Source organism: Trinickia caryophylli (genome assembly GCF_034424545.1).
Taxonomy (GTDB): Bacteria; Pseudomonadota; Gammaproteobacteria; order Burkholderiales; family Burkholderiaceae; genus Trinickia; species Trinickia caryophylli.
The window spans coordinates 1,651,741-1,669,076 of record NZ_CP139970.1 but is presented as its reverse complement, the minus strand read 5'-3'; the positions used below and the strand labels follow the sequence as shown (position 1 = coordinate 1,669,076).

Sequence of the window (17,336 nt, the reverse complement as noted above, 5' to 3'; positions counted from 1 at the left end):
TCTGCCAGGAGTTTTCACCATGTTGCCGAGTCCCGATGACATCAAGCAATACATCGCCGCCGGACTGCCCTGCGCGCATCTCGAAGTCGAGGGCGATGGCCAGCATTTCTTCGCCACGATCGTCTCGGAGGCGTTCGACGGCAAGCGTCCGATCCAGCGGCACCAGCTTGTCTACGCGGCGCTCGGCGAGCGCATGAAAGCGGAGATCCACGCGCTGAGCATGAAGACGCTCACGCCGGCGGAATGGCAAACACAGAAAAACGCATAATTCGGAAAACGCAGTGCGCATTACTCAAGACGATAGGAACGGCGCCGGCAGCGGTGCCGCGACGAGAACCCGGGCAGAAGGCGAAGCCCATCAGGGACAGATCAGCATGGACAAGCTTGCGATCGAAGGCGGCCAGACACTCGCCGGCGAGCTCGATATCTCCGGTGCGAAAAACGCGGCGTTGCCGATTCTCTGCGCGAGTCTGCTTGCGGCCGATCCGCTTCACCTGGAGAACGTGCCCGACCTGAAGGACGTGCGCACCACGCTCAAACTGCTTTCGCAGATGGGTGTCGCAAGCGAGGTGGCCGGTGGGCGGGTCTCGCTCGACGCGACGCGGGTGGACAATCCCGTCGCGCCCTACGAACTCGTGAAGACGATGCGAGCGTCGATTCTCGTGCTCGGGCCGCTCGTGGCGCGCTTCGGCTCGGCGAAGGTGTCGCTGCCGGGCGGCTGCGCCATCGGCGCGCGCCCCGTCGATCAGCACATCAAGGGGCTGCAGGCGATGGGCGCCGAGATCAGCATCGAGCACGGCTATATCGAGGCGCGTGCGCGCCGGCTCAAGGGTGCGCGAATCGTCACGGACATGATCACGGTGACGGGCACGGAGAACCTGCTGATGGCGGCGGTGCTGGCGGAGGGCGAGACGGTGCTCGAGAACGCCGCGCGCGAGCCCGAGGTCGGCGACCTCGCGCATCTGCTTGTCGCGATGGGCGCGAAGATCGAGGGCATCGGTACGGATCGTCTGGTGGTCCAGGGCGTCGAGAAGCTGCACGGCGCGCGCCATGCGGTGATCCCGGACCGCATCGAAGCGGGTACCTTCCTGTGCGCCGTGGCGGCGGCGGGCGGCGACGTGACGCTGCGCGGCGTGCGCCCGCAGACGCTCGACGCGGTGACGGCGAAGCTGCGCGAAGCGGGTGTCGCGATCGAGGAAGGCGAGGACTGGCTGCGCGTGAAAATGCACGGCCGCCCGAGCGCGGTGAGCGTGCGCACCTCGGAATATCCGGCATTCCCGACCGACATGCAGGCGCAATTCATGGCGCTCAACGCGATTGCGGAGGGCAGTGCGCAAGTGATCGAGACGATCTTCGAGAACCGCTTCATGCATGTACAGGAGCTGAACCGCCTGGGCGCGCGCATCAGCGTGGACGGCAATACGGCCGTCGTCACGGGCGTGCCCCAGCTTTCCGGCGCGACGGTGATGGCCACGGATCTGCGGGCGTCGGCGAGCCTCGTCATCGCGGGATTGTGCGCCGAAGGCGAGACGATCGTCGATCGTATCTATCACCTCGATCGCGGCTATGACCGGATGGAGGACAAACTCACGCGCATCGGCGCGAAGGTGCGCCGAATCCCGGCGAACGCGGGGGCTCAGGCATGAGCGATACGACGCTGACACTCGCCCTCTCCAAAGGGCGTATCTTTGAAGAAACGATGCCGCTTCTGGCGGCGGCCGGCGTGCAGGTGGCGGAAGATCCCGAGACGTCGCGCAAGCTGATTTTGCCGACGAGCGCGCCGAATCTGCGCGTCATCGTCGTGCGCGCGACGGACGTGCCGACCTACGTCGAATACGGCGCGGCCGATTTCGGCGTGGCGGGCAAGGACGTCCTGCTCGAGCATGGCGGAGGCGGGCTTTATCAGCCGATCGATTTGAATATCGCGCGCTGCCGCATGTCGGTGGCGGTGAAAGCGGGCTTCGACTACGCAAATGCGGTGCGCCAGGGCGCACGGCTGCGCGTGGCGACGAAATACGTGCAGACGGCGCGCGAGCATTTTGCCGCCAAGGGCGTGCACGTCGATCTGATCAAGCTCTATGGGTCGATGGAACTCGCGCCGCTCGTGGGGTTGGCCGACGCGATCGTGGACCTCGTGAGCTCGGGCGGGACGCTGCGCGCCAACAATCTGGTCGAGGTCGAGGAGATCATGCAGATCTCCTCGCGCCTCGTGGTGAATCAGGCCGCGCTGAAGCTGAAGCGCACGGCGCTCAAGCCGCTCATCGACGCATTCGAGCGCGCTTCGCAGCGCGGCGAGGCGAGTGCTTGAGGGCGAAGCCGCGAGCCTGCGGCGCGCCGATGCGTGCCTTACCGAAACGGATACCAGTATGTCTCTGAAGATTCGCAAACTCGATTCGAGCGCCGCTGATTTCGCTGCGACGCTCGCCGCTGTGCTTGCCTTCGAAGCGAGCGAAGACGAGGCGATCGAGCGCTCGGTGGCGCAGATTCTCGCCGACGTGAAAACGCGCGGCGATGCCGCGGTGCTCGAGTACACGAACCGGTTCGACCGGCTCGACGCGGCGAGCGTGGCGGCGCTGGAGCTGCCGCAAAGCGAACTCGAGGCGGCGCTCGAGAGCCTGCAGCCGAAGCAGCGCGCGGCGCTCGAGGCTGCCGCTGCGCGCGTGCGCGGCTACCACGAGAAGCAGAAGATCGAGTGCGGCAGCCACAGCTGGCACTACACCGAGGCGGACGGCACGGTGCTCGGCCAGAAGGTGACACCGCTCGACCGGGCCGGCATCTACGTGCCGGGCGGCAAGGCGGCTTACCCGTCGTCGGTGCTGATGAACGCAATTCCGGCCCGCGTGGCCGGCGTGAAAGAGATCGTCATGGTCGTGCCCACGCCCGACGGCGTGAAAAATCCGCTGGTGCTGGCGGCGGCGCTGCTCGGCGGCGTCGACCGCGTGTTTACGATCGGCGGGGCGCAGGCGATCGGCGCGCTCGCGTACGGCACGGCCACGGTACCGGCCGTCGACAAGATCTGCGGGCCGGGCAATGCCTACGTGGCATCGGCGAAGCGCCGGGTGTTCGGCACGGTCGGCATCGACATGATCGCGGGCCCCTCGGAAATCCTCGTGCTGTGCGACGGCACGACCGATCCGCGCTGGATCGCGATGGACCTCTTTTCGCAGGCCGAGCACGACGAACTCGCGCAATCGATCCTGCTGTGCCCCGATGACGCGTTCATCGCGCGTGTCGAAGAGGCGATTGCGGAACTGCTGCCGGCGATGCCGCGGCGCGAGGTGATCCAGCGCTCGCTCGAAGGGCGCGGCGCGCTCGTGAAGGTTCGCGACATGGCCGAGGCGTGCGCGATCGCCAATCAGATCGCGCCCGAGCACCTCGAAATTTCAGCGCTCGATGCGCAGCAATGGGCCAATGAAATCCGCCATGCGGGTGCGATCTTCGTCGGCCGCTTCACGAGCGAAAGCCTCGGCGACTACTGCGCGGGGCCGAACCACGTGCTGCCGACGTCGCGCACGGCGCGTTTCTCGTCGCCGCTCGGCGTCTATGACTTCTTCAAGCGCTCGAGTGTCATCGAAGTGAGCGGCGAGGGCGCGCAGACACTCGGCGAAATCGCGGCCGAACTCGCTTACGGCGAAGGGCTGCCGGCCCACGCGAAAAGCGCCGAGTACCGCATGAAGCAAACCGGCTGACCGGGCCATGACCAAGCCGCAAGACATCATCAGGCCGGACGTGCTGGCGATGACGAGCTATCCCGTTGCGGACGCGACGGGGTTCGTCAAGCTCGACGCGATGGAAAACCCGTTCACGCTGCCGGAGCCGGTGGCCAAGGCGCTCGGCGAACGGCTGGCCGCGGTGGCCCTCAATCGCTACCCCGCGCCGCGCCCGGCCGCGCTGATCGACAAGATCAAGCGCGTCATGGGCGTACCCGCCGGCTGCGGCGTGTTGCTCGGCAACGGCTCGGACGAAATCATCAGCATGATCGCCATGGCCGTGGCGAAGCCAGGGGCGAAACTGCTCGCGCCGGTGCCGGGTTTCGTCATGTACCAGATGTCGGCGAAATTCGCCCAGCTCGAGTTCGTGGGCGTGCCTCACCGGCCCGATCTGACGCTCGACGTCGAGGCGATGCTGGCCGCGATCGTCGAGCACGAGCCAGCCGTGATCTACCTCGCGTACCCCAACAACCCGACCGGCACGCTCTATCCGCGCGCCGATATCGAGCGCATCGTCGCGGCGGCGAAAAGGAGCCTCGTCGTCATCGACGAGGCGTACCAGCCGTTCGCGCAGGAGACGTGGCTGCCGCGTGCGCTCGAGTTCGACAACGTGGTGGTGATGCGCACGGTGTCGAAGCTCGGGCTGGCCGGCATCCGCCTGGGCTACCTCGTCGGCTCGTCCGTCTGGCTCGACGAGTTCGACAAGGTTCGTCCGCCCTACAACGTCAACGTGCTCACGCAGGCCGCGGCCGAATTCGTACTCGATCATATCGACGACGTGCTGGAGCCGCAGGCCGCGCAGTTGCGCGCCGAGCGCGCGAGGCTGGCCGAGGCCGTGGCCGCGCTGCCGGGGGCGGCCGTCTTCCCGAGCGCGGGCAACTTTCTGCTCGTGCGCGTGCCCGATGCGGATGCGGTGTACGAAACGCTGCTCGCGGAGCGGGTTTTGATCAAAAACGTGGGTAAAATGCATCCGTTGCTGGCGAATTGCGTGCGTTTGACGGTGGGTACGCCCGATGAAAACGCACAAATGCTCGCCGCGCTTCGGCTTGTTTTGAAATAATCGCTGAAAAATCGGGCTGCTCCCGCGCTACACGGGCGGGGCGCCGCGTTCTTTCACCTTTCGGCATTCGTTTTCCCGCTCGACTCGAGGTTTTCCATGCGCGTTGCGGAAGTCGTTCGCAATACCAGCGAAACGCAGATCCGTGTGAAGATCAATTTGGACGGCACCGGCCAGCAGAAGCTGGCCACCGGCGTGCCGTTTCTCGATCACATGCTCGACCAGATCGCCCGTCACGGGCTGGTCGACCTGGAGGTCGAGGCGCATGGCGACTTGCATATCGACGATCACCACACGGTCGAAGACACCGGCATCACGCTCGGCATGGCGGTCGCCAAGGCGATTGGCGACAAAAAGGGCATTCGCCGCTACGGCCACGCGTACGTGCCGCTCGACGAAGCGCTCTCCCGTGTGGTTATCGATTTCTCCGGCCGGCCGTTGCTCGAATTCAACGTTCCGTTCACGCGCGCCCGCATCGGCAATTTCGACGTCGATCTGTCGATCGAGTTCTTTCGCGGGTTCGTGAACCACGCCGGCGTGACGCTGCATGTCGACAATCTGCGCGGCGTGAACGCCCATCACCAGATGGAGACGGTGTTCAAGGCTTTCGGCCGGGCGCTGCGCATGGCGGCCGAGCACGACGAACGCGCGGCGGGGCAGGTACCGTCGACCAAGGGCAGCCTCTGAGCGGCCGCAACTCACACGCGACTCACCGGCGCGCGCGCCGCGCACACCGATGGATCTGCTCAAATCATTTATTTCGCTGTTGGCGTTGATCAACCCGGTCGGGGCCGTGCCGTTCTTTCTGAGCCTCACCTCCGGGCAATCGGAGCGCGAGCGTCGGCACACGATCCGCATCGCCTCGATCTCGGTGTTCTGCGTGATTGCGGTCACGACGCTGCTCGGGCAACAGATCATCAGCTTTTTCGGCATCTCGGTGGGCTCGCTCGAGGTGGGCGGGGGCATCATCATGCTGCTGATGGCGATCAACATGCTCAACGCGCAGATCGGCAACGCACGCGCCACGCCGGAAGAGCGCGACGAAGCGGAGTCGAAGAACAGCATTGCCGTGGTGCCGCTCGCCATCCCGCTTCTCACGGGCCCTGGCTCGATCAGCACGGTGATCGTCTATGCGGCCAGCGCCCACCATTGGTACGACCGGCTGGGGCTCGTCGTCATCGGCGCGGTGTTGGCGGCGATCTGCTTCCTGTCGCTGCGCCTGGCCGAGCCGATCGCCCGCTTCATCGGGCAAACCGGCATCAATATCGGCACGCGGCTGATGGGTTTGATGTTGTCGGCGCTGGCGGTGGAGTTCATCGTCGACGGATTGAAGGCGTTGCTGCCTAACTTGCGATAGCCATGAAGAAGATTGCGATTGTGGATTACGGGATGGGGAACCTGCGCTCGGTGCAGCAGGCGCTGAAGCAGGCGGCCCCCGAGGCGGACGTTGCCATCGTTGATCGCCCCGAGGCGATCCGTTCGGCCGACCGCGTGGTGCTGCCGGGTCAGGGTGCAATGCCTGACTGCATGCGTTGCCTGCGCGAATCGGGCCTTCAGGATGCATTGCTGGAAGCCTCGCGCGCGAAGCCCCTGATGGGCGTGTGCGTGGGCGAGCAGATGCTCTTCGACTGGAGCGCCGAGGGCGATACCGCGGGCCTCGGGCTGTTGCCGGGCAAAGTGGTGCGCTTCGAGCTCGAGGGCCGGCTGCAGGACGACGGGTCGCGCTTCAAGGTGCCGCAAATGGGCTGGAACCGGGTGCGGCAGACGCGAGCCCATGCGCTTTGGGACGGCGTGCCCGACGGCAGTTTTTTTTATTTCGTGCACAGTTACTACGTAGTGCCCGACAATGCGGCCCATACAGTGGGCGAAACGGATTACGGCGTGGTGTTTACGTCGGCCGTGGCGCGCGACAATATCTTTGCGACCCAGTTTCACCCCGAGAAAAGCGCGGCCACCGGCCTGCGCGTCTACCGCAATTTCGTCGACTGGAACCCCTGAGCGTCGTGCTTTTGACGGACAACAAGCGGCCGACGCGCCGAAAGACTGTACTAAACTAGCGAGACGGCCCGCGCGCGGGCCGCTGCCGATGTCATCCACCTTCCCAGATTTCACGCGATTGCTATGCTGCTGATTCCCGCCATCGACCTCAAGGACGGTCAGTGTGTGCGCCTCAAACAAGGCGATATGGACCAGGCGACGATTTTTTCCGAGGATCCGGCGGCCATGGCCCGCCATTGGGTCGAGCGGGGGGCGCGGCGGCTGCACCTCGTCGATCTGAACGGCGCGTTCGCGGGAAAGCCGAGGAATGAAGACGCGATCCGGGCGATCATCGACGAAGTGGGCAGCGAAATACCCGTTCAGTTGGGCGGTGGCATTCGCGACCTCGAGACGATCGAACGCTATCTCGACGACGGCCTGTCTTACGTCATCATCGGCACGGCGGCCGTGAAGAACCCCGGCTTCCTGCAGGATGCCTGCACGGCGTTCGGCGGGCACATCATCGTCGGCCTCGATGCGAAGGACGGCAAGGTTGCCACGGACGGCTGGAGCAAGCTGACGGGGCACGAGGTCGTCGATCTTGCGCAGAAGTTCGAGGATTACGGCTGCGAGTCGATCATCTATACCGATATCGGCCGCGACGGTATGCTGCAGGGCATCAATATCGAGGCGACGGTTCGTCTCGCGCGCGCCGTGAAGATTCCGGTGATCGCAAGCGGCGGCCTGTCCAACCTCGCCGATATCGACGCGCTGTGCGAGGTCGAGGACGAGGGCATCGAAGGCGTCATTTGCGGCCGTGCTATCTACTCGGGCGACCTCGATTTCACCGCAGCGCAAACACGGGCCGACACGTTGCGCGAATCGGACGACGCGTGACGGCGCTTTCAGCCGCCGCCGCAAGCGCGCCGCGTCGCGCGGGCGCCTCACGGCGCCACAGGCGGTTCGACGCCGTTCGCCGCCGGCGAGCGGCCCTATCAGCGGTACTGGCACCAACATGGCTCTAGCAAAACGCATCATCCCCTGCCTCGACGTGACCGCCGGGCGCGTCGTGAAGGGCGTCAACTTCGTCGAACTGCGCGATGCGGGCGACCCTGTCGAAATCGCCCGCCGTTATGACGATCAGGGCGCTGACGAACTGACGTTCCTCGATATCACGGCAACCTCGGATGGCCGCGATCTGATCCTGCCGATCATCGAGGCCGTGGCCTCGCAGGTCTTCATTCCGCTGACGGTGGGCGGCGGCGTGCGCGCCGTCGAAGACGTGCGGCGCCTGCTCAACGCGGGCGCCGACAAGGTCAGCATGAATTCCTCGGCAGTCGCGAACCCCGAACTCGTGCGCGACGCCGCCCGGAAGTACGGTTCGCAGTGCATCGTGGTGGCAATCGACGCGAAGCGGACCTCGGCCGAAGGCGAGGCGCCGCGCTGGGAAGTCTTCACGCATGGCGGCCGCAAGGCCACGGGGCTCGATGCCGTGGAATGGGCGCGCAAGATGGCGGATTACGGCGCCGGCGAAATCCTGCTCACGAGCATGGACCGGGACGGCACGAAAAGCGGCTTCGATCTCGCGCTCACGCGCGCCGTGTCCGACGCCGTGCCCGTACCCGTGATTGCCTCGGGCGGTGTGGGATCGCTGCGCGATCTGGCCGACGGCATCGTCGAGGGCCATGCCGATGCGGTCCTGGCCGCGAGCATTTTTCACTATGGCGAGCATACGGTGGGCGAAGCGAAGCGCTTCATGGCCGACCGGGGCATTTCGGTAAGACTGTGAGACTGAGTGAGACTGAGGCACTGAGATGAGCGCACCCGACAAGCCGTGGCTGGACAAGGTCCAGTGGGACGCGAACGGGCTCGTGCCCGTGATCGCACAGGAGGTGTCGACCAACGATGTCCTCATGTTCGCGTGGATGAACCGCGACGCCCTCGCGAAGACGATCGAGACGGGGCGGGCTGTCTATTTTTCGCGCTCGCGGCAGCGTCTTTGGTTCAAGGGCGAGGAGTCGGGCCACGTGCAGCGCGTGCATGAAGTCCGGCTCGACTGCGACGAGGACGTCGTGCTGCTGAAGGTCGAGCAGGTGTCCGGAATCGCTTGCCATACCGGACGGCACTCCTGTTTTTTCCAGAAATTCGAGGGTACGGCCGACGAGGGCGATTGGGTGGCCGTGGACCCGGTGCTCAAAGACCCCGAGCAGATCTATCGTTGAGGCTGGACGCAACGAACGCCTCCGAACGCTGTTAGCACGCTGTTAGAACGCCACCGACGCACTGAACCGATGCATTCCACCGAAGATACGCTTTTGCGGCTTGCTGCCGTAATCGACAGCCGCAAGGGCGGCGACCCTGAAAGCTCCTACGTCGCGCGGCTCTTTCACCGCGGCGACGACGCCGTGCTGAAGAAAATCGGCGAAGAAGCCACCGAAGTCGTACTGGCCGCGAAAGACGTCCGGCAAGGCGGCGCGCGGCAGGCACTCGTCGGCGAAGTGGCGGATCTCTGGTTTCACTGCCTCGTCATGCTCTCGCACTTCGATCTGAGTCCGGCGGACGTCGTAGCCGAGCTGGAGCGGCGCGAGGGCTTGTCGGGCATCGAGGAAAAGGCGCTCAGAAAGCGTCGCGAGCGCGAAAGCGAAGGCGGCTGACGCCGCACGCGCGCCGGAACCCCCATAGAGCCGGTACGATCCAGCGAGGACAGCCATGAACGAAGACCCGCAGCGCACACGGGAGCCGGTTTCGTACGACCGCCCGTCCGACGGCGAACGCGAACGCAGCATGCGCACGCTCACGCACGTACTCTATGCGCTTTATGCGCTGCACTGGTTTACGGGCGGCATCTCCGGGCTCGTCGCCATCATCATCGACTATCTGAAGCGGACCGACGCCGAGGGTACGCCCTACGCGGCGCACATCCAGTGGCAGATCCGCACGTTCTGGTTCGGTGTGCTCGGCTACCTCGTGGGCGGCGCGCTCGTATTCGTCGCGATCGGCTTTATCGTGATCGCGGCAGTTTCCATCTGGATGCTTTACCGTATTGTCAAAGGCTGGTTGTATCTTTACGACAATAAGCCGCTCGAGCCGCAGGCATGGTTCTGAGGGAAGGATCACGCAAGCGCTCGCACGTCATGCAACCGGGAAGACCATGAGCCACGAAAACTGTCTGTTTTGCAAGATCGCCGCAGGTGAGATTCCGAGTACGAAGGTCCATGAGGACGACGAATTCCTCGCTTTCAAAGACATCCGGCCTGCGGCCGAAACGCACATCCTCGTGATTCCGCGCCGGCACATTGCCACACTGTCGGATTGCACCGAAAGCGATGCGCCGCTGCTTGGTAGAATGATGGTTCTGGTTTCGCGTCTGGCCGATCAGCTCGGCTGCGCTTATACCGGTGGCGAAACAGGTTTTCGCACCGTGATCAACACGGGGCCGGGAGGCGGGCAGGAGGTCTACCATCTGCACGCTCATCTGCTTGCGGGGCCGCGGCCCTGGCAGCGGATGGGCTGAGTACGGCGCAGCGGGGGTGGGGCGCGTGAGCACCCGCACCCGGCGGCGCATGCCGGCACCGGGTGCCGCACAGCCGGGGCGCGTACGCCCCGATCGGGCCGCAAGGTCAATATCGCTTGCCGATGCATGCTATCCAGGCGGCAGGCAATTGGAGAGTTTTCATGGGTTCGTTGAGCATTTGGCACTGGCTGATCGTCCTGTTGATCGTCGCGCTCGTCTTCGGCACGAAGAAGCTGCGCAATATCGGCAGTGATCTCGGAGGGGCCGTGAAGGGATTCAAGGAAGGAATGAAAGAGAGCGAGACGTCCGCGCAGCCGGGCGCGGCCGAGCAGCGGCGTGAACTGCCGGCAGGCACCGTCGACGTCGACGCCAAGGAAAAAGTGCGTTCGAGCGACTTCCGCTGATCGGCGCGTGCTTTTTCGCCTCCGACGTATTTGACGAACGACGCCCATGCTCGACCTCGGTCTTACCAAGATGGCGCTGATCGGCGTGGTTGCGCTGGTCGTGCTCGGCCCTGAACGGCTGCCGCGCGTCGCGCGCACGGCCGGCGCGCTCTTCGGGCGCGCGCAGCGCTATATCAACGACGTCAAAGCCGAAGTCACGCGGGAAATCGAGCTCGAAGAGCTTCGCCGCATGAAGACCGATTTCGAATCCGCGGCGCGCAACGTCGAGAATTCGATCCACGACGGCGTGCGCCGGCAGGAAGCGGAACTCAACGAGGCCTGGCAGGCCGGCACGCGCGTTTCGCCGAGCATTGCCGGCGGTGCGGCGGACGATGGCACCGGGGGCGGCACGGACGATTTTTCGGGTGGTGCGGGCTCCCGCTCGTGGCTGTCGGGCGGAGCTGCATCGCCCGCCAAGCGCCGCAACTGGCGTGCGAAGCGGCTCACCACGCCCGTCTGGTATAAGCGAGCCACGGGGCGGCGTACCCAGGTGCAATCGGGGGCGGCGCGGGTGGCCCGCCATACGCCCATGAGCCTGCGCAAGCCGCGGCGCTTTCTCTGAGCCGTGGGCGTTTCCGTTGACTGACTCCATGATTCGGCCGCGAACGCGGCCGTTGTCGATTTTCGAACGAGGGCCGGCGTGAGCGACCCCAATCAAAACCAGAACCGCGACGAAGGCAAAGAAGAGACGTTCATCTCGCATCTCGTGGAGTTGCGCGACCGGATCATCCGTGCCGGGATTTCGGTGATCGTCGTGTTCGCGTCGCTCGTCTACTGGGCGCCCGACATCTTCCGGCTGCTCGCTCGCCCGTTGATGCAGAATCTGCCGGCCGGCGGCAAGATGATCGTTACCGACGTGACGGGCTCGTTTTTCGTGCCGATGAAAGTCACGATGATCGTGGCGTTGGTGATCGCGTTGCCGTTCGTGCTTTACCAGATCTGGGCCTTCGTGGCGCCCGGGCTCTACCAGCACGAGAAGCGGCTCGTGACGCCGCTCGTCGGCAGCAGCTACCTGCTATTTCTGTGCGGCATGGCGTTCGCCTACTTCGTCGTGTTCCCCACGCTGTTTCGCGTCATGGCGCATTACAACGCGCCGCTCGGCGCGGAGATGACGACCGATATCGACAACTACCTGAGCTTCGTGCTGACGATGTTTCTGGCGTTCGGCGTGACATTCGAGGTGCCGATCGTCGTCGTGCTGCTCGTGCGCATGGGCATCCTGACGATCAAGAAGCTCAAGGAGATCCGCCCTTATGTGGCGGTCGGAGCGTTCGTCATCGCGGCCGTGGTGACGCCGCCCGATGTCTTTTCGCAGCTGATTCTCGCCGTGCCGCTGATCGTGCTCTACGAACTCGGCATCATCGCGGCGCGCATTCTGGTCGGCAAGGACGCGCCGGTCGCGGATGGAGAGAGCGCCGCAAGCTGAGTCGCGCGCCGGCGCATCCGGGCGGTCGATTGGGTGGTCGGTTGGCGCGGTCGGTTGCGCGCTCGCTCCTCGAGCGTGCCGCCCGGCGTCGCCGCGGCTTGCCTTAGTTGCCCTAGTTGCCTTAGGGGCCTTAGGGGCCGCCGCCCTTACTCGTCTTGCTGCTGGTCACTGTCTTCCGCCGCCTGTTTCGGCGGTGGCGGGCGCTTGCCGATCAGCACATCGACTTCCATTTCCTTGCTCTTGCGCATCAGCCGGATCTTGGCATCGGTGCCAGGCTTGATCTGCGCAATAACGTTCAGAAGCCGCGTGGTATCGGTGATTTCCTGGCCGTTGACGTCGAGCAGGACGTCGCCGGGCTTGATTCCAGCTTTGTCCGCCGGCCCGCCTTGCAGCACGCCCGCAACGATCGTGCCCTTTTGTTCGAGGCCGAACGACTCTGCGATGGCCGGCGTGACGTCCTGCGGTTCGACGCCGATCCACCCGCGCGTGACAGTGCCGGTCGTAATGATGCTCTCCAGCACGCTCTTGGCCGTGGAGACGGGGATCGCGAAGCCGATACCGAGCGAGCCGCCCGAACGCGAATAGATGGCCGTGTTGATGCCGAGCAGATTGCCGTGGGCATCCACGAGCGCGCCGCCCGAATTGCCGGGATTGATCGGTGCGTCGGTCTGAATGAAATTCTCGAACGTGTTGATGCCGAGATGGTTGCGGCCGAGCGCGCTGACGATGCCCATCGTCACAGTTTGCCCGACGCCGAACGGGTTGCCGATCGCGAGCACGACGTCGCCGACGCGTGCTTCGTCGACGCGCCCGAGCGTGATGGTCGGCAGGTTCGTCACGTTGATCTTGAGCACGGCGAGGTCCGTTTCCGGGTCCACGCCGACGACCTTCGCGGTCGTCCTGCGGCCATCGGCCAGTGCCACCTCGATCTGATCGGCCCCGTCCACGACATGCTGGTTCGTTAGAATGTACCCTTCCGAGCTGACGATGACGCCCGAACCGAGGTTCGTGGCCGAATCGTCCGGCTGCTGATCGCGGCCACCCTTCGGATTGCCGAAGAAGTACCGGAACAACGGATCGTTGGCTTGCGGATTCGGCGGCACGGATCCACCTTTGCCCGAGAACACATTGACGACCGCCGGCATGGCGCGCTGGGCCGCGTCGGCATAGGAGGCGACCATCGGGGCGGCACCCGTACCCGGCGCGACCTCACGCAGGGCGACGATCGGTGAGGCGAGCTGCTTGCCGAATTGCCCCTGGCGCTGCAGCCACTGGGGCTTGAGCGTTACCACGATGAACATCAGTGCCAGCAGCACCGTCACCGCTTGGGCAAAAAACAGCCAAAAGCGTCTAAGCATTTGAAGAATCGAGGTTTCTATGGATCGGATCGAACTTGAATTGTACTTGAACGACACCCTCGATACGGCACGCTTCAAGGACTACTGCCCTAATGGGCTGCAAGTCGAGGGCCGCCGGCGCATCGACAAGATCGCGACAGGCGTCACGGCGTCACTTGCGTTCCTCAAGGCTGCCCTGGAATGGGGGGCGGATGCGGTGCTGGTGCACCACGGGTACTTCTGGCGTAACGAAATGTCGCAGATCACGGGACGCAAATATCGTCGGTTGAAGCTTATTATCGCCAACGAAATGAATCTTTTTGCCTACCACCTGCCGCTCGACGCCCATCCCGAGTACGGCAACAACGCGCAGATCGGCGCACGCATGGGTCTGATCGGCGACGCCCGCTTCGGTGCCGACGATCTCGGCTGGATGGCCACGCTGCCGATGCCGATCACGCTTGCGCACTTCGCGGCGCAGGTCGAGCAAACGCTCGGCCGCACGCCGCTCGTGCTCGGCGATCCCGAGCGCGAACTGCGCCGCGTGGCGTGGTGCACGGGCGCCGCACAGAGCTACTTCGAGGCTGCCGTCGATGCCGGCGCCGACGTTTTCCTCACGGGGGAGGTGTCGGAGCCGACCACGCACATCGCGGCCGAAAGCGGCGTTGCGTTTCTTGCGGCGGGGCACCATGCGACCGAGCGCTACGGCGTGCAGGCGCTCGGAGTCCATCTGTCCGAGCGATTCGACCTCGAGCATCTCTTCATCGACATCGATAATCCGGTCTGATTCACCCCATTCGCATTGCGGTGCAGTAACCCGGTAATACACGAAATGCTTAAAGAGAAATCGAAGAAGGTGGCGAAATCGTGATGATTTTCGGGAAAACCCTTACGGATCAAGTGGTTCGCACGGATTTTGGTAGCCGGCTCTTGTAAATGCCGACTCCATTCCCGCAAACTAGCGGCGGTGGCAAAAAGCGTGACGGAAATCCAACTCAGAAGTGGGGCGTGTAATGCGAGATAAAGAAGAGGAACGCGTCGACAGCAGCCGCCGTACGTGGCTGATCGCGACATCCGTAGTAGGCGGCATTGGAGGGGTAGCCGCCGTCGTACCGTTTGCCAGCTCTTTGGAGCCATCCGAGAAAGCCAAGGCCGCCGGCGCGCCGGTCGAGGTCGACATCGGCGACCTGAAGCCGGGCGAGATGAAGACGGTTGCCTGGCGCGGCAAACCCGTCTGGGTCATCAACCGCAGTGACGACATGCTGAAGGACGTCACGAAAGCGGACAACGAAGTGGCCGATCCCCATACGGAAAACCCGTTCACCATGCCGGATCCGTCTTACTGCAAGAACGAGTACCGCTCGCGTACCGATCACAAGAACATTCTGGTGGTCGTGGCCGTGTGCTCGCACCTCGGGTGCTCGCCGACGGCGCGCTTCACGCCGGGGCCGCAGCCGAGCCTGCCGAACGACTGGCCCGGCGGCTTTCTTTGCCCGTGCCATGGTTCGACGTACGACCTGGCCGGCCGCGTGTTCAAGAACAAGCCTGCACCGCAGAACCTGGATGTTCCCCGCTACATGTTCACGTCGGCGACCACGATCGTGATCGGCAAGGACGAACAAGGAGAAGCGTAAATGGCGACGACGGAAAAAGAGATCGAGACGACGGGCCTGGCCGGCTGGATCGACCGGCGGTTCCCGATGACGTCGACGTGGAAAGCGCACCTGTCCGAGTATTACGCGCCGAAGAACTTCAACTTCTGGTACTTCTTCGGCTCGCTGGCGTTGCTCGTGCTCGTCAATCAGATCGTGACGGGCATTTTCCTGACGATGAACTACAAACCCGACGCGGTGCTCGCATTCGCGTCGGTCGAGTACATCATGCGCGAGGTGCCGTGGGGCTGGCTGATCCGCTATATGCACTCCACGGGCGCGTCGATGTTCTTCGTGGTGGTCTATCTGCACATGTTCCGGGGGCTGTTGTACGGCTCGTACCGTAAGCCGCGGGAACTCGTCTGGATCTTCGGCTGCGCGATCTTCCTGTGCCTGATGGCCGAAGCCTTCTTCGGCTACCTGCTGCCGTGGGGCCAGATGTCGTACTGGGGCGCGCAGGTGATCGTGAATCTCTTCTCGGCGATCCCGTTCGTCGGCCCGGACCTGTCGCTCTGGATCCGGGGCGACTACGTCGTCTCCGATGTGACGCTGAACCGCTTCTTCGCGTTCCACGTGATTGCGATTCCGCTCGTGCTGATCGGGCTTGTGTTCGTGCACATCGTCGCGCTCCACGAAGTCGGCTCGAACAATCCCGACGGCATCGAGATCAAGGCGAAAAAGGGACCGGATGGACGGCCGCTCGACGGCATTCCGTTCCATCCGTACTACTCCGTGCACGACTTCCTCGGCGTGTGCGTGTTCCTGATGGTGTTCGCCGCGATCATTTTCTTCGCGCCGGAGATGGGCGGGTACTTCCTGGAGCAGAACAACTTCATCTCTGCGAACCCGCTGCAGACTCCGCCCGAAATCGCTCCGGTCTGGTACTTCACGGCCTTCTACGCGATGCTTCGTGCGACGACGGACCCGTTCAAGCTCACGCTGATGATCGTGATCGGTCTGCTTGGCCTGCTGGCGCTCGTGCGGGCGCGCGGAAAGTGGCGCATCGGCCTGCCGGTGCTCGCCGTCCTCGTGATCGTGGCGATGCTCCTGACGCAATCGAAGTTCTGGGGCGTGGTGGTCATGGGCGCCGCGGTGATTTCGCTTGCCTTCCTGCCCTGGCTCGACCGCAGCCCTGTGAAGTCGATCCGCTACCGCCCGCTGTTTCACAAGGTGTTTTACGGGGTGTTCGTGCTGACGTTCCTCACGCTCGCGTTCCTGGGTACGCGGCCGCCGTCGCCCACCGCGACGCTGATCGCGCAGGTGTGCACGCTGATTTACTTTGGTTTTTTCCTCGGCATGCCGTTCTGGACCCGGCTCGGCACGTTCAAGGAGCCGCCGGAGCGTGTGCGGTTCAAGCCCCATTAATTGCGCGCGAGGACGACAACACATGAAAACATTGCTTTCGAAGCTCGTGCGGATGGCGCTGGCTGCCGCGGCGCTGGCGCTTGGCGCGGCTGGTGCGCCGGCGTTTGCCGAAGAGGGTGTCAGGCTCGACCATGCGCCCGACAACACACGTAACCTTGCATCGTTGCAGCACGGCGCCCAATTGTTTGTAAACTATTGCCTGAGCTGCCACAGTGCGAGCCTCGTGCGGTACAGCGCGCTGACTCAGCTCGGCATTTCGCAAAAGGAGATCGAGCAGAACCTGCTGTTCACGACGGACAAGGTCGGCAACACCATGAACGTGGCGATGCGGCCCGAGGACGCGAAGGTCTGGTTCGGCGTGGCGCCGCCCGATTTGTCGGTTGAGGCGCGGGCGCGCAGCAGCGATTGGCTTTACACCTATTTGCGCAGCTTCTACCGTGACGATACGCGGCCGACGGGATGGAACAATCTGGTGTTCCCGAACGTCGGGATGCCGCATGTGCTGTGGCAGTTGCAGGGCGAGCAGACGGCGAAGTACGAAGACGATACCGATCCGGAAACGGGCGAGAAGTCGCATCGATTTGTCAGCTTCGAGCAGGTAAAACCGGGAACGATGTCCCGAGTAGATTATGATTCTGCCGTGGCCGACCTCGTCGCCTACATGACCTGGATGTCCGAGCCGACGCAACATACGCGCAGACAGCTTGGGGTATGGGTGCTGTTGTTCCTGGGCGTGCTGACGTTTTTCGCCTGGAGGCTGAACGCGGCGTACTGGAAGGACGTTAAATAATCACGCCGCTAGACCGGTGTGAGGGCCGGCGCAACGAAGAGCCCGCTTCGGCGGGCTTTTCGGCG

Annotated in this window: 22 protein-coding genes; 21 read left to right on the top strand and 1 reads right to left on the bottom strand. The window is 64.1% G+C overall.

The window, feature by feature from the left end; all coding sequences use genetic code 11:
* Positions 1 to 19: 19 nt before the first annotated feature.
* The 17 genes from U0034_RS07625 to tatC all read left to right on the top strand — a co-directional run bounded on the left by U0034_RS07625 (position 20) and on the right by tatC (position 12,127).
* Complete coding sequence (locus U0034_RS07625) at positions 20 to 268, top strand: BolA family protein (protein ID WP_085228246.1); 249 nt, start codon at positions 20 to 22, stop codon at positions 266 to 268.
* A 13-nt stretch (positions 269 to 281) separates the two neighbouring features.
* Positions 282 to 1,646, top strand: coding sequence for a UDP-N-acetylglucosamine 1-carboxyvinyltransferase (gene murA / locus U0034_RS07620; protein ID WP_386092211.1), 1,365 nt, complete (start codon positions 282 to 284; stop codon positions 1,644 to 1,646).
* Positions 1,643 to 2,308 (top strand): ATP phosphoribosyltransferase, encoded by a 666-nt coding sequence (gene hisG / locus U0034_RS07615; RefSeq protein ID WP_085228244.1) that lies wholly within the window; start codon positions 1,643 to 1,645, stop codon positions 2,306 to 2,308. The genes murA and hisG overlap by 4 nt, the downstream gene beginning before the upstream one ends.
* A 58-nt stretch (positions 2,309 to 2,366) precedes the next feature.
* Entirely contained in the window at positions 2,367 to 3,689 is a 1,323-nt protein-coding gene (hisD, locus tag U0034_RS07610) for a histidinol dehydrogenase (protein WP_085228350.1), read from the top strand.
* 7 nt (positions 3,690 to 3,696) lie between these two features.
* A complete protein-coding gene (hisC, locus tag U0034_RS07605; protein ID WP_085228243.1) occupies positions 3,697 to 4,770 on the top strand; it encodes a histidinol-phosphate transaminase in 1,074 nt (357 codons plus the stop codon).
* A gap of 96 nt (positions 4,771 to 4,866) precedes the next feature.
* A complete protein-coding gene (gene hisB, locus U0034_RS07600; RefSeq protein ID WP_085228242.1) occupies positions 4,867 to 5,454 on the top strand; it encodes an imidazoleglycerol-phosphate dehydratase HisB in 588 nt (195 codons plus the stop codon).
* A gap of 49 nt (positions 5,455 to 5,503) precedes the next feature.
* Positions 5,504 to 6,124, top strand: a complete 621-nt coding sequence (locus tag U0034_RS07595) for a YchE family NAAT transporter (protein WP_085228241.1) — start codon at positions 5,504 to 5,506, stop codon at positions 6,122 to 6,124.
* A 2-nt stretch (positions 6,125 to 6,126) separates the two neighbouring features.
* A complete protein-coding gene (gene hisH, locus U0034_RS07590; protein ID WP_085228240.1) occupies positions 6,127 to 6,765 on the top strand; it encodes an imidazole glycerol phosphate synthase subunit HisH in 639 nt (212 codons plus the stop codon).
* Between the two features lie 123 nt (positions 6,766 to 6,888).
* The gene (gene hisA / locus U0034_RS07585; RefSeq protein WP_085228239.1) at positions 6,889 to 7,641 is read left to right on the top strand and encodes a 1-(5-phosphoribosyl)-5-[(5-phosphoribosylamino)methylideneamino]imidazole-4-carboxamide isomerase; all 753 of its coding nucleotides are present in this window, start codon (positions 6,889 to 6,891) and stop codon (positions 7,639 to 7,641) included.
* Positions 7,642 to 7,759: 118 nt separating this feature from the next.
* Positions 7,760 to 8,533, top strand: coding sequence for an imidazole glycerol phosphate synthase subunit HisF (gene hisF, locus U0034_RS07580; protein WP_085228238.1), 774 nt, complete (start codon positions 7,760 to 7,762; stop codon positions 8,531 to 8,533).
* Between the two features lie 25 nt (positions 8,534 to 8,558).
* The gene (gene hisI / locus U0034_RS07575) at positions 8,559 to 8,966 is read left to right on the top strand and encodes a phosphoribosyl-AMP cyclohydrolase (RefSeq protein WP_085228237.1); all 408 of its coding nucleotides are present in this window, start codon (positions 8,559 to 8,561) and stop codon (positions 8,964 to 8,966) included.
* 69 nt (positions 8,967 to 9,035) lie between these two features.
* Entirely contained in the window at positions 9,036 to 9,398 is a 363-nt protein-coding gene (locus U0034_RS07570) for a phosphoribosyl-ATP diphosphatase (RefSeq protein WP_085228236.1), read from the top strand.
* Between the two features lie 55 nt (positions 9,399 to 9,453).
* Positions 9,454 to 9,849: a DUF4870 family protein gene (locus U0034_RS07565; protein ID WP_085228235.1), complete on the top strand. Its 396-nt coding sequence runs from the start codon at positions 9,454 to 9,456 to the stop codon at positions 9,847 to 9,849.
* Positions 9,850 to 9,895: 46 nt separating this feature from the next.
* On the top strand, positions 9,896 to 10,258 hold the full coding sequence (locus U0034_RS07560) for a histidine triad nucleotide-binding protein (RefSeq protein ID WP_085228234.1): 363 nt from the start codon (positions 9,896 to 9,898) through the stop codon (positions 10,256 to 10,258).
* Between the two features lie 161 nt (positions 10,259 to 10,419).
* Positions 10,420 to 10,662, top strand: a complete 243-nt coding sequence (gene tatA / locus U0034_RS07555; protein WP_085228233.1) for a Sec-independent protein translocase subunit TatA — start codon at positions 10,420 to 10,422, stop codon at positions 10,660 to 10,662.
* Positions 10,663 to 10,708: 46 nt separating this feature from the next.
* Positions 10,709 to 11,263: a Sec-independent protein translocase protein TatB gene (gene tatB / locus U0034_RS07550; RefSeq protein WP_085228232.1), complete on the top strand. Its 555-nt coding sequence runs from the start codon at positions 10,709 to 10,711 to the stop codon at positions 11,261 to 11,263.
* Positions 11,264 to 11,341: 78 nt separating this feature from the next.
* Entirely contained in the window at positions 11,342 to 12,127 is a 786-nt protein-coding gene (tatC, locus tag U0034_RS07545) for a twin-arginine translocase subunit TatC (protein WP_085228231.1), read from the top strand.
* A 146-nt stretch (positions 12,128 to 12,273) separates the two neighbouring features.
* On the opposite strand, the gene U0034_RS07540 is transcribed toward tatC, so the two are convergent.
* Complete coding sequence (locus U0034_RS07540; protein WP_085228230.1) at positions 12,274 to 13,485, bottom strand: Do family serine endopeptidase; 1,212 nt, start codon at positions 13,483 to 13,485, stop codon at positions 12,274 to 12,276.
* Between the two features lie 19 nt (positions 13,486 to 13,504).
* Here U0034_RS07540 and U0034_RS07535 point away from each other — a divergent pair, with 19 nt between their 5' ends.
* The 4 genes from U0034_RS07535 (at position 13,505) to U0034_RS07520 (ending at position 17,271) form a co-directional block, all read left to right on the top strand.
* Positions 13,505 to 14,251, top strand: a complete 747-nt coding sequence (locus U0034_RS07535) for a Nif3-like dinuclear metal center hexameric protein (protein ID WP_085228229.1) — start codon at positions 13,505 to 13,507, stop codon at positions 14,249 to 14,251.
* Between the two features lie 226 nt (positions 14,252 to 14,477).
* Positions 14,478 to 15,098, top strand: a complete 621-nt coding sequence (gene petA / locus U0034_RS07530) for a ubiquinol-cytochrome c reductase iron-sulfur subunit (protein WP_085228228.1) — start codon at positions 14,478 to 14,480, stop codon at positions 15,096 to 15,098.
* Positions 15,099 to 16,481 (top strand): cytochrome b, encoded by a 1,383-nt coding sequence (locus tag U0034_RS07525; protein ID WP_085228227.1) that lies wholly within the window; start codon positions 15,099 to 15,101, stop codon positions 16,479 to 16,481.
* Between the two features lie 22 nt (positions 16,482 to 16,503).
* The gene (locus U0034_RS07520) at positions 16,504 to 17,271 is read left to right on the top strand and encodes a cytochrome c1 (protein ID WP_085228226.1); all 768 of its coding nucleotides are present in this window, start codon (positions 16,504 to 16,506) and stop codon (positions 17,269 to 17,271) included.
* Positions 17,272 to 17,336: the final 65 nt, after the last annotated feature.

Coding starts and splice junctions, on each gene's coding strand:
- hisG (WP_085228244.1), top strand. CDS start 1,643: ATGAGCGATACGACGCTGACACTCGCCCTCTCCAAAGGGCGTATCTTT.
- U0034_RS07625 (WP_085228246.1), top strand. CDS start 20: ATGTTGCCGAGTCCCGATGACATCAAGCAATACATCGCCGCCGGACTG.
- tatB (WP_085228232.1), top strand. CDS start 10,709: ATGCTCGACCTCGGTCTTACCAAGATGGCGCTGATCGGCGTGGTTGCG.
- U0034_RS07570 (WP_085228236.1), top strand. CDS start 9,036: ATGCATTCCACCGAAGATACGCTTTTGCGGCTTGCTGCCGTAATCGAC.
- hisC (WP_085228243.1), top strand. CDS start 3,697: ATGACCAAGCCGCAAGACATCATCAGGCCGGACGTGCTGGCGATGACG.
- petA (WP_085228228.1), top strand. CDS start 14,478: ATGCGAGATAAAGAAGAGGAACGCGTCGACAGCAGCCGCCGTACGTGG.
- U0034_RS07520 (WP_085228226.1), top strand. CDS start 16,504: ATGAAAACATTGCTTTCGAAGCTCGTGCGGATGGCGCTGGCTGCCGCG.
- hisI (WP_085228237.1), top strand. CDS start 8,559: ATGAGCGCACCCGACAAGCCGTGGCTGGACAAGGTCCAGTGGGACGCG.
- U0034_RS07525 (WP_085228227.1), top strand. CDS start 15,099: ATGGCGACGACGGAAAAAGAGATCGAGACGACGGGCCTGGCCGGCTGG.
- U0034_RS07595 (WP_085228241.1), top strand. CDS start 5,504: ATGGATCTGCTCAAATCATTTATTTCGCTGTTGGCGTTGATCAACCCG.
- U0034_RS07540 (WP_085228230.1), bottom strand. CDS start 13,485: ATGCTTAGACGCTTTTGGCTGTTTTTTGCCCAAGCGGTGACGGTGCTG.
- hisD (WP_085228350.1), top strand. CDS start 2,367: ATGTCTCTGAAGATTCGCAAACTCGATTCGAGCGCCGCTGATTTCGCT.
- tatA (WP_085228233.1), top strand. CDS start 10,420: ATGGGTTCGTTGAGCATTTGGCACTGGCTGATCGTCCTGTTGATCGTC.
- hisF (WP_085228238.1), top strand. CDS start 7,760: ATGGCTCTAGCAAAACGCATCATCCCCTGCCTCGACGTGACCGCCGGG.
- hisA (WP_085228239.1), top strand. CDS start 6,889: ATGCTGCTGATTCCCGCCATCGACCTCAAGGACGGTCAGTGTGTGCGC.
- U0034_RS07560 (WP_085228234.1), top strand. CDS start 9,896: ATGAGCCACGAAAACTGTCTGTTTTGCAAGATCGCCGCAGGTGAGATT.
- hisH (WP_085228240.1), top strand. CDS start 6,127: ATGAAGAAGATTGCGATTGTGGATTACGGGATGGGGAACCTGCGCTCG.
- hisB (WP_085228242.1), top strand. CDS start 4,867: ATGCGCGTTGCGGAAGTCGTTCGCAATACCAGCGAAACGCAGATCCGT.
- U0034_RS07565 (WP_085228235.1), top strand. CDS start 9,454: ATGAACGAAGACCCGCAGCGCACACGGGAGCCGGTTTCGTACGACCGC.
- U0034_RS07535 (WP_085228229.1), top strand. CDS start 13,505: ATGGATCGGATCGAACTTGAATTGTACTTGAACGACACCCTCGATACG.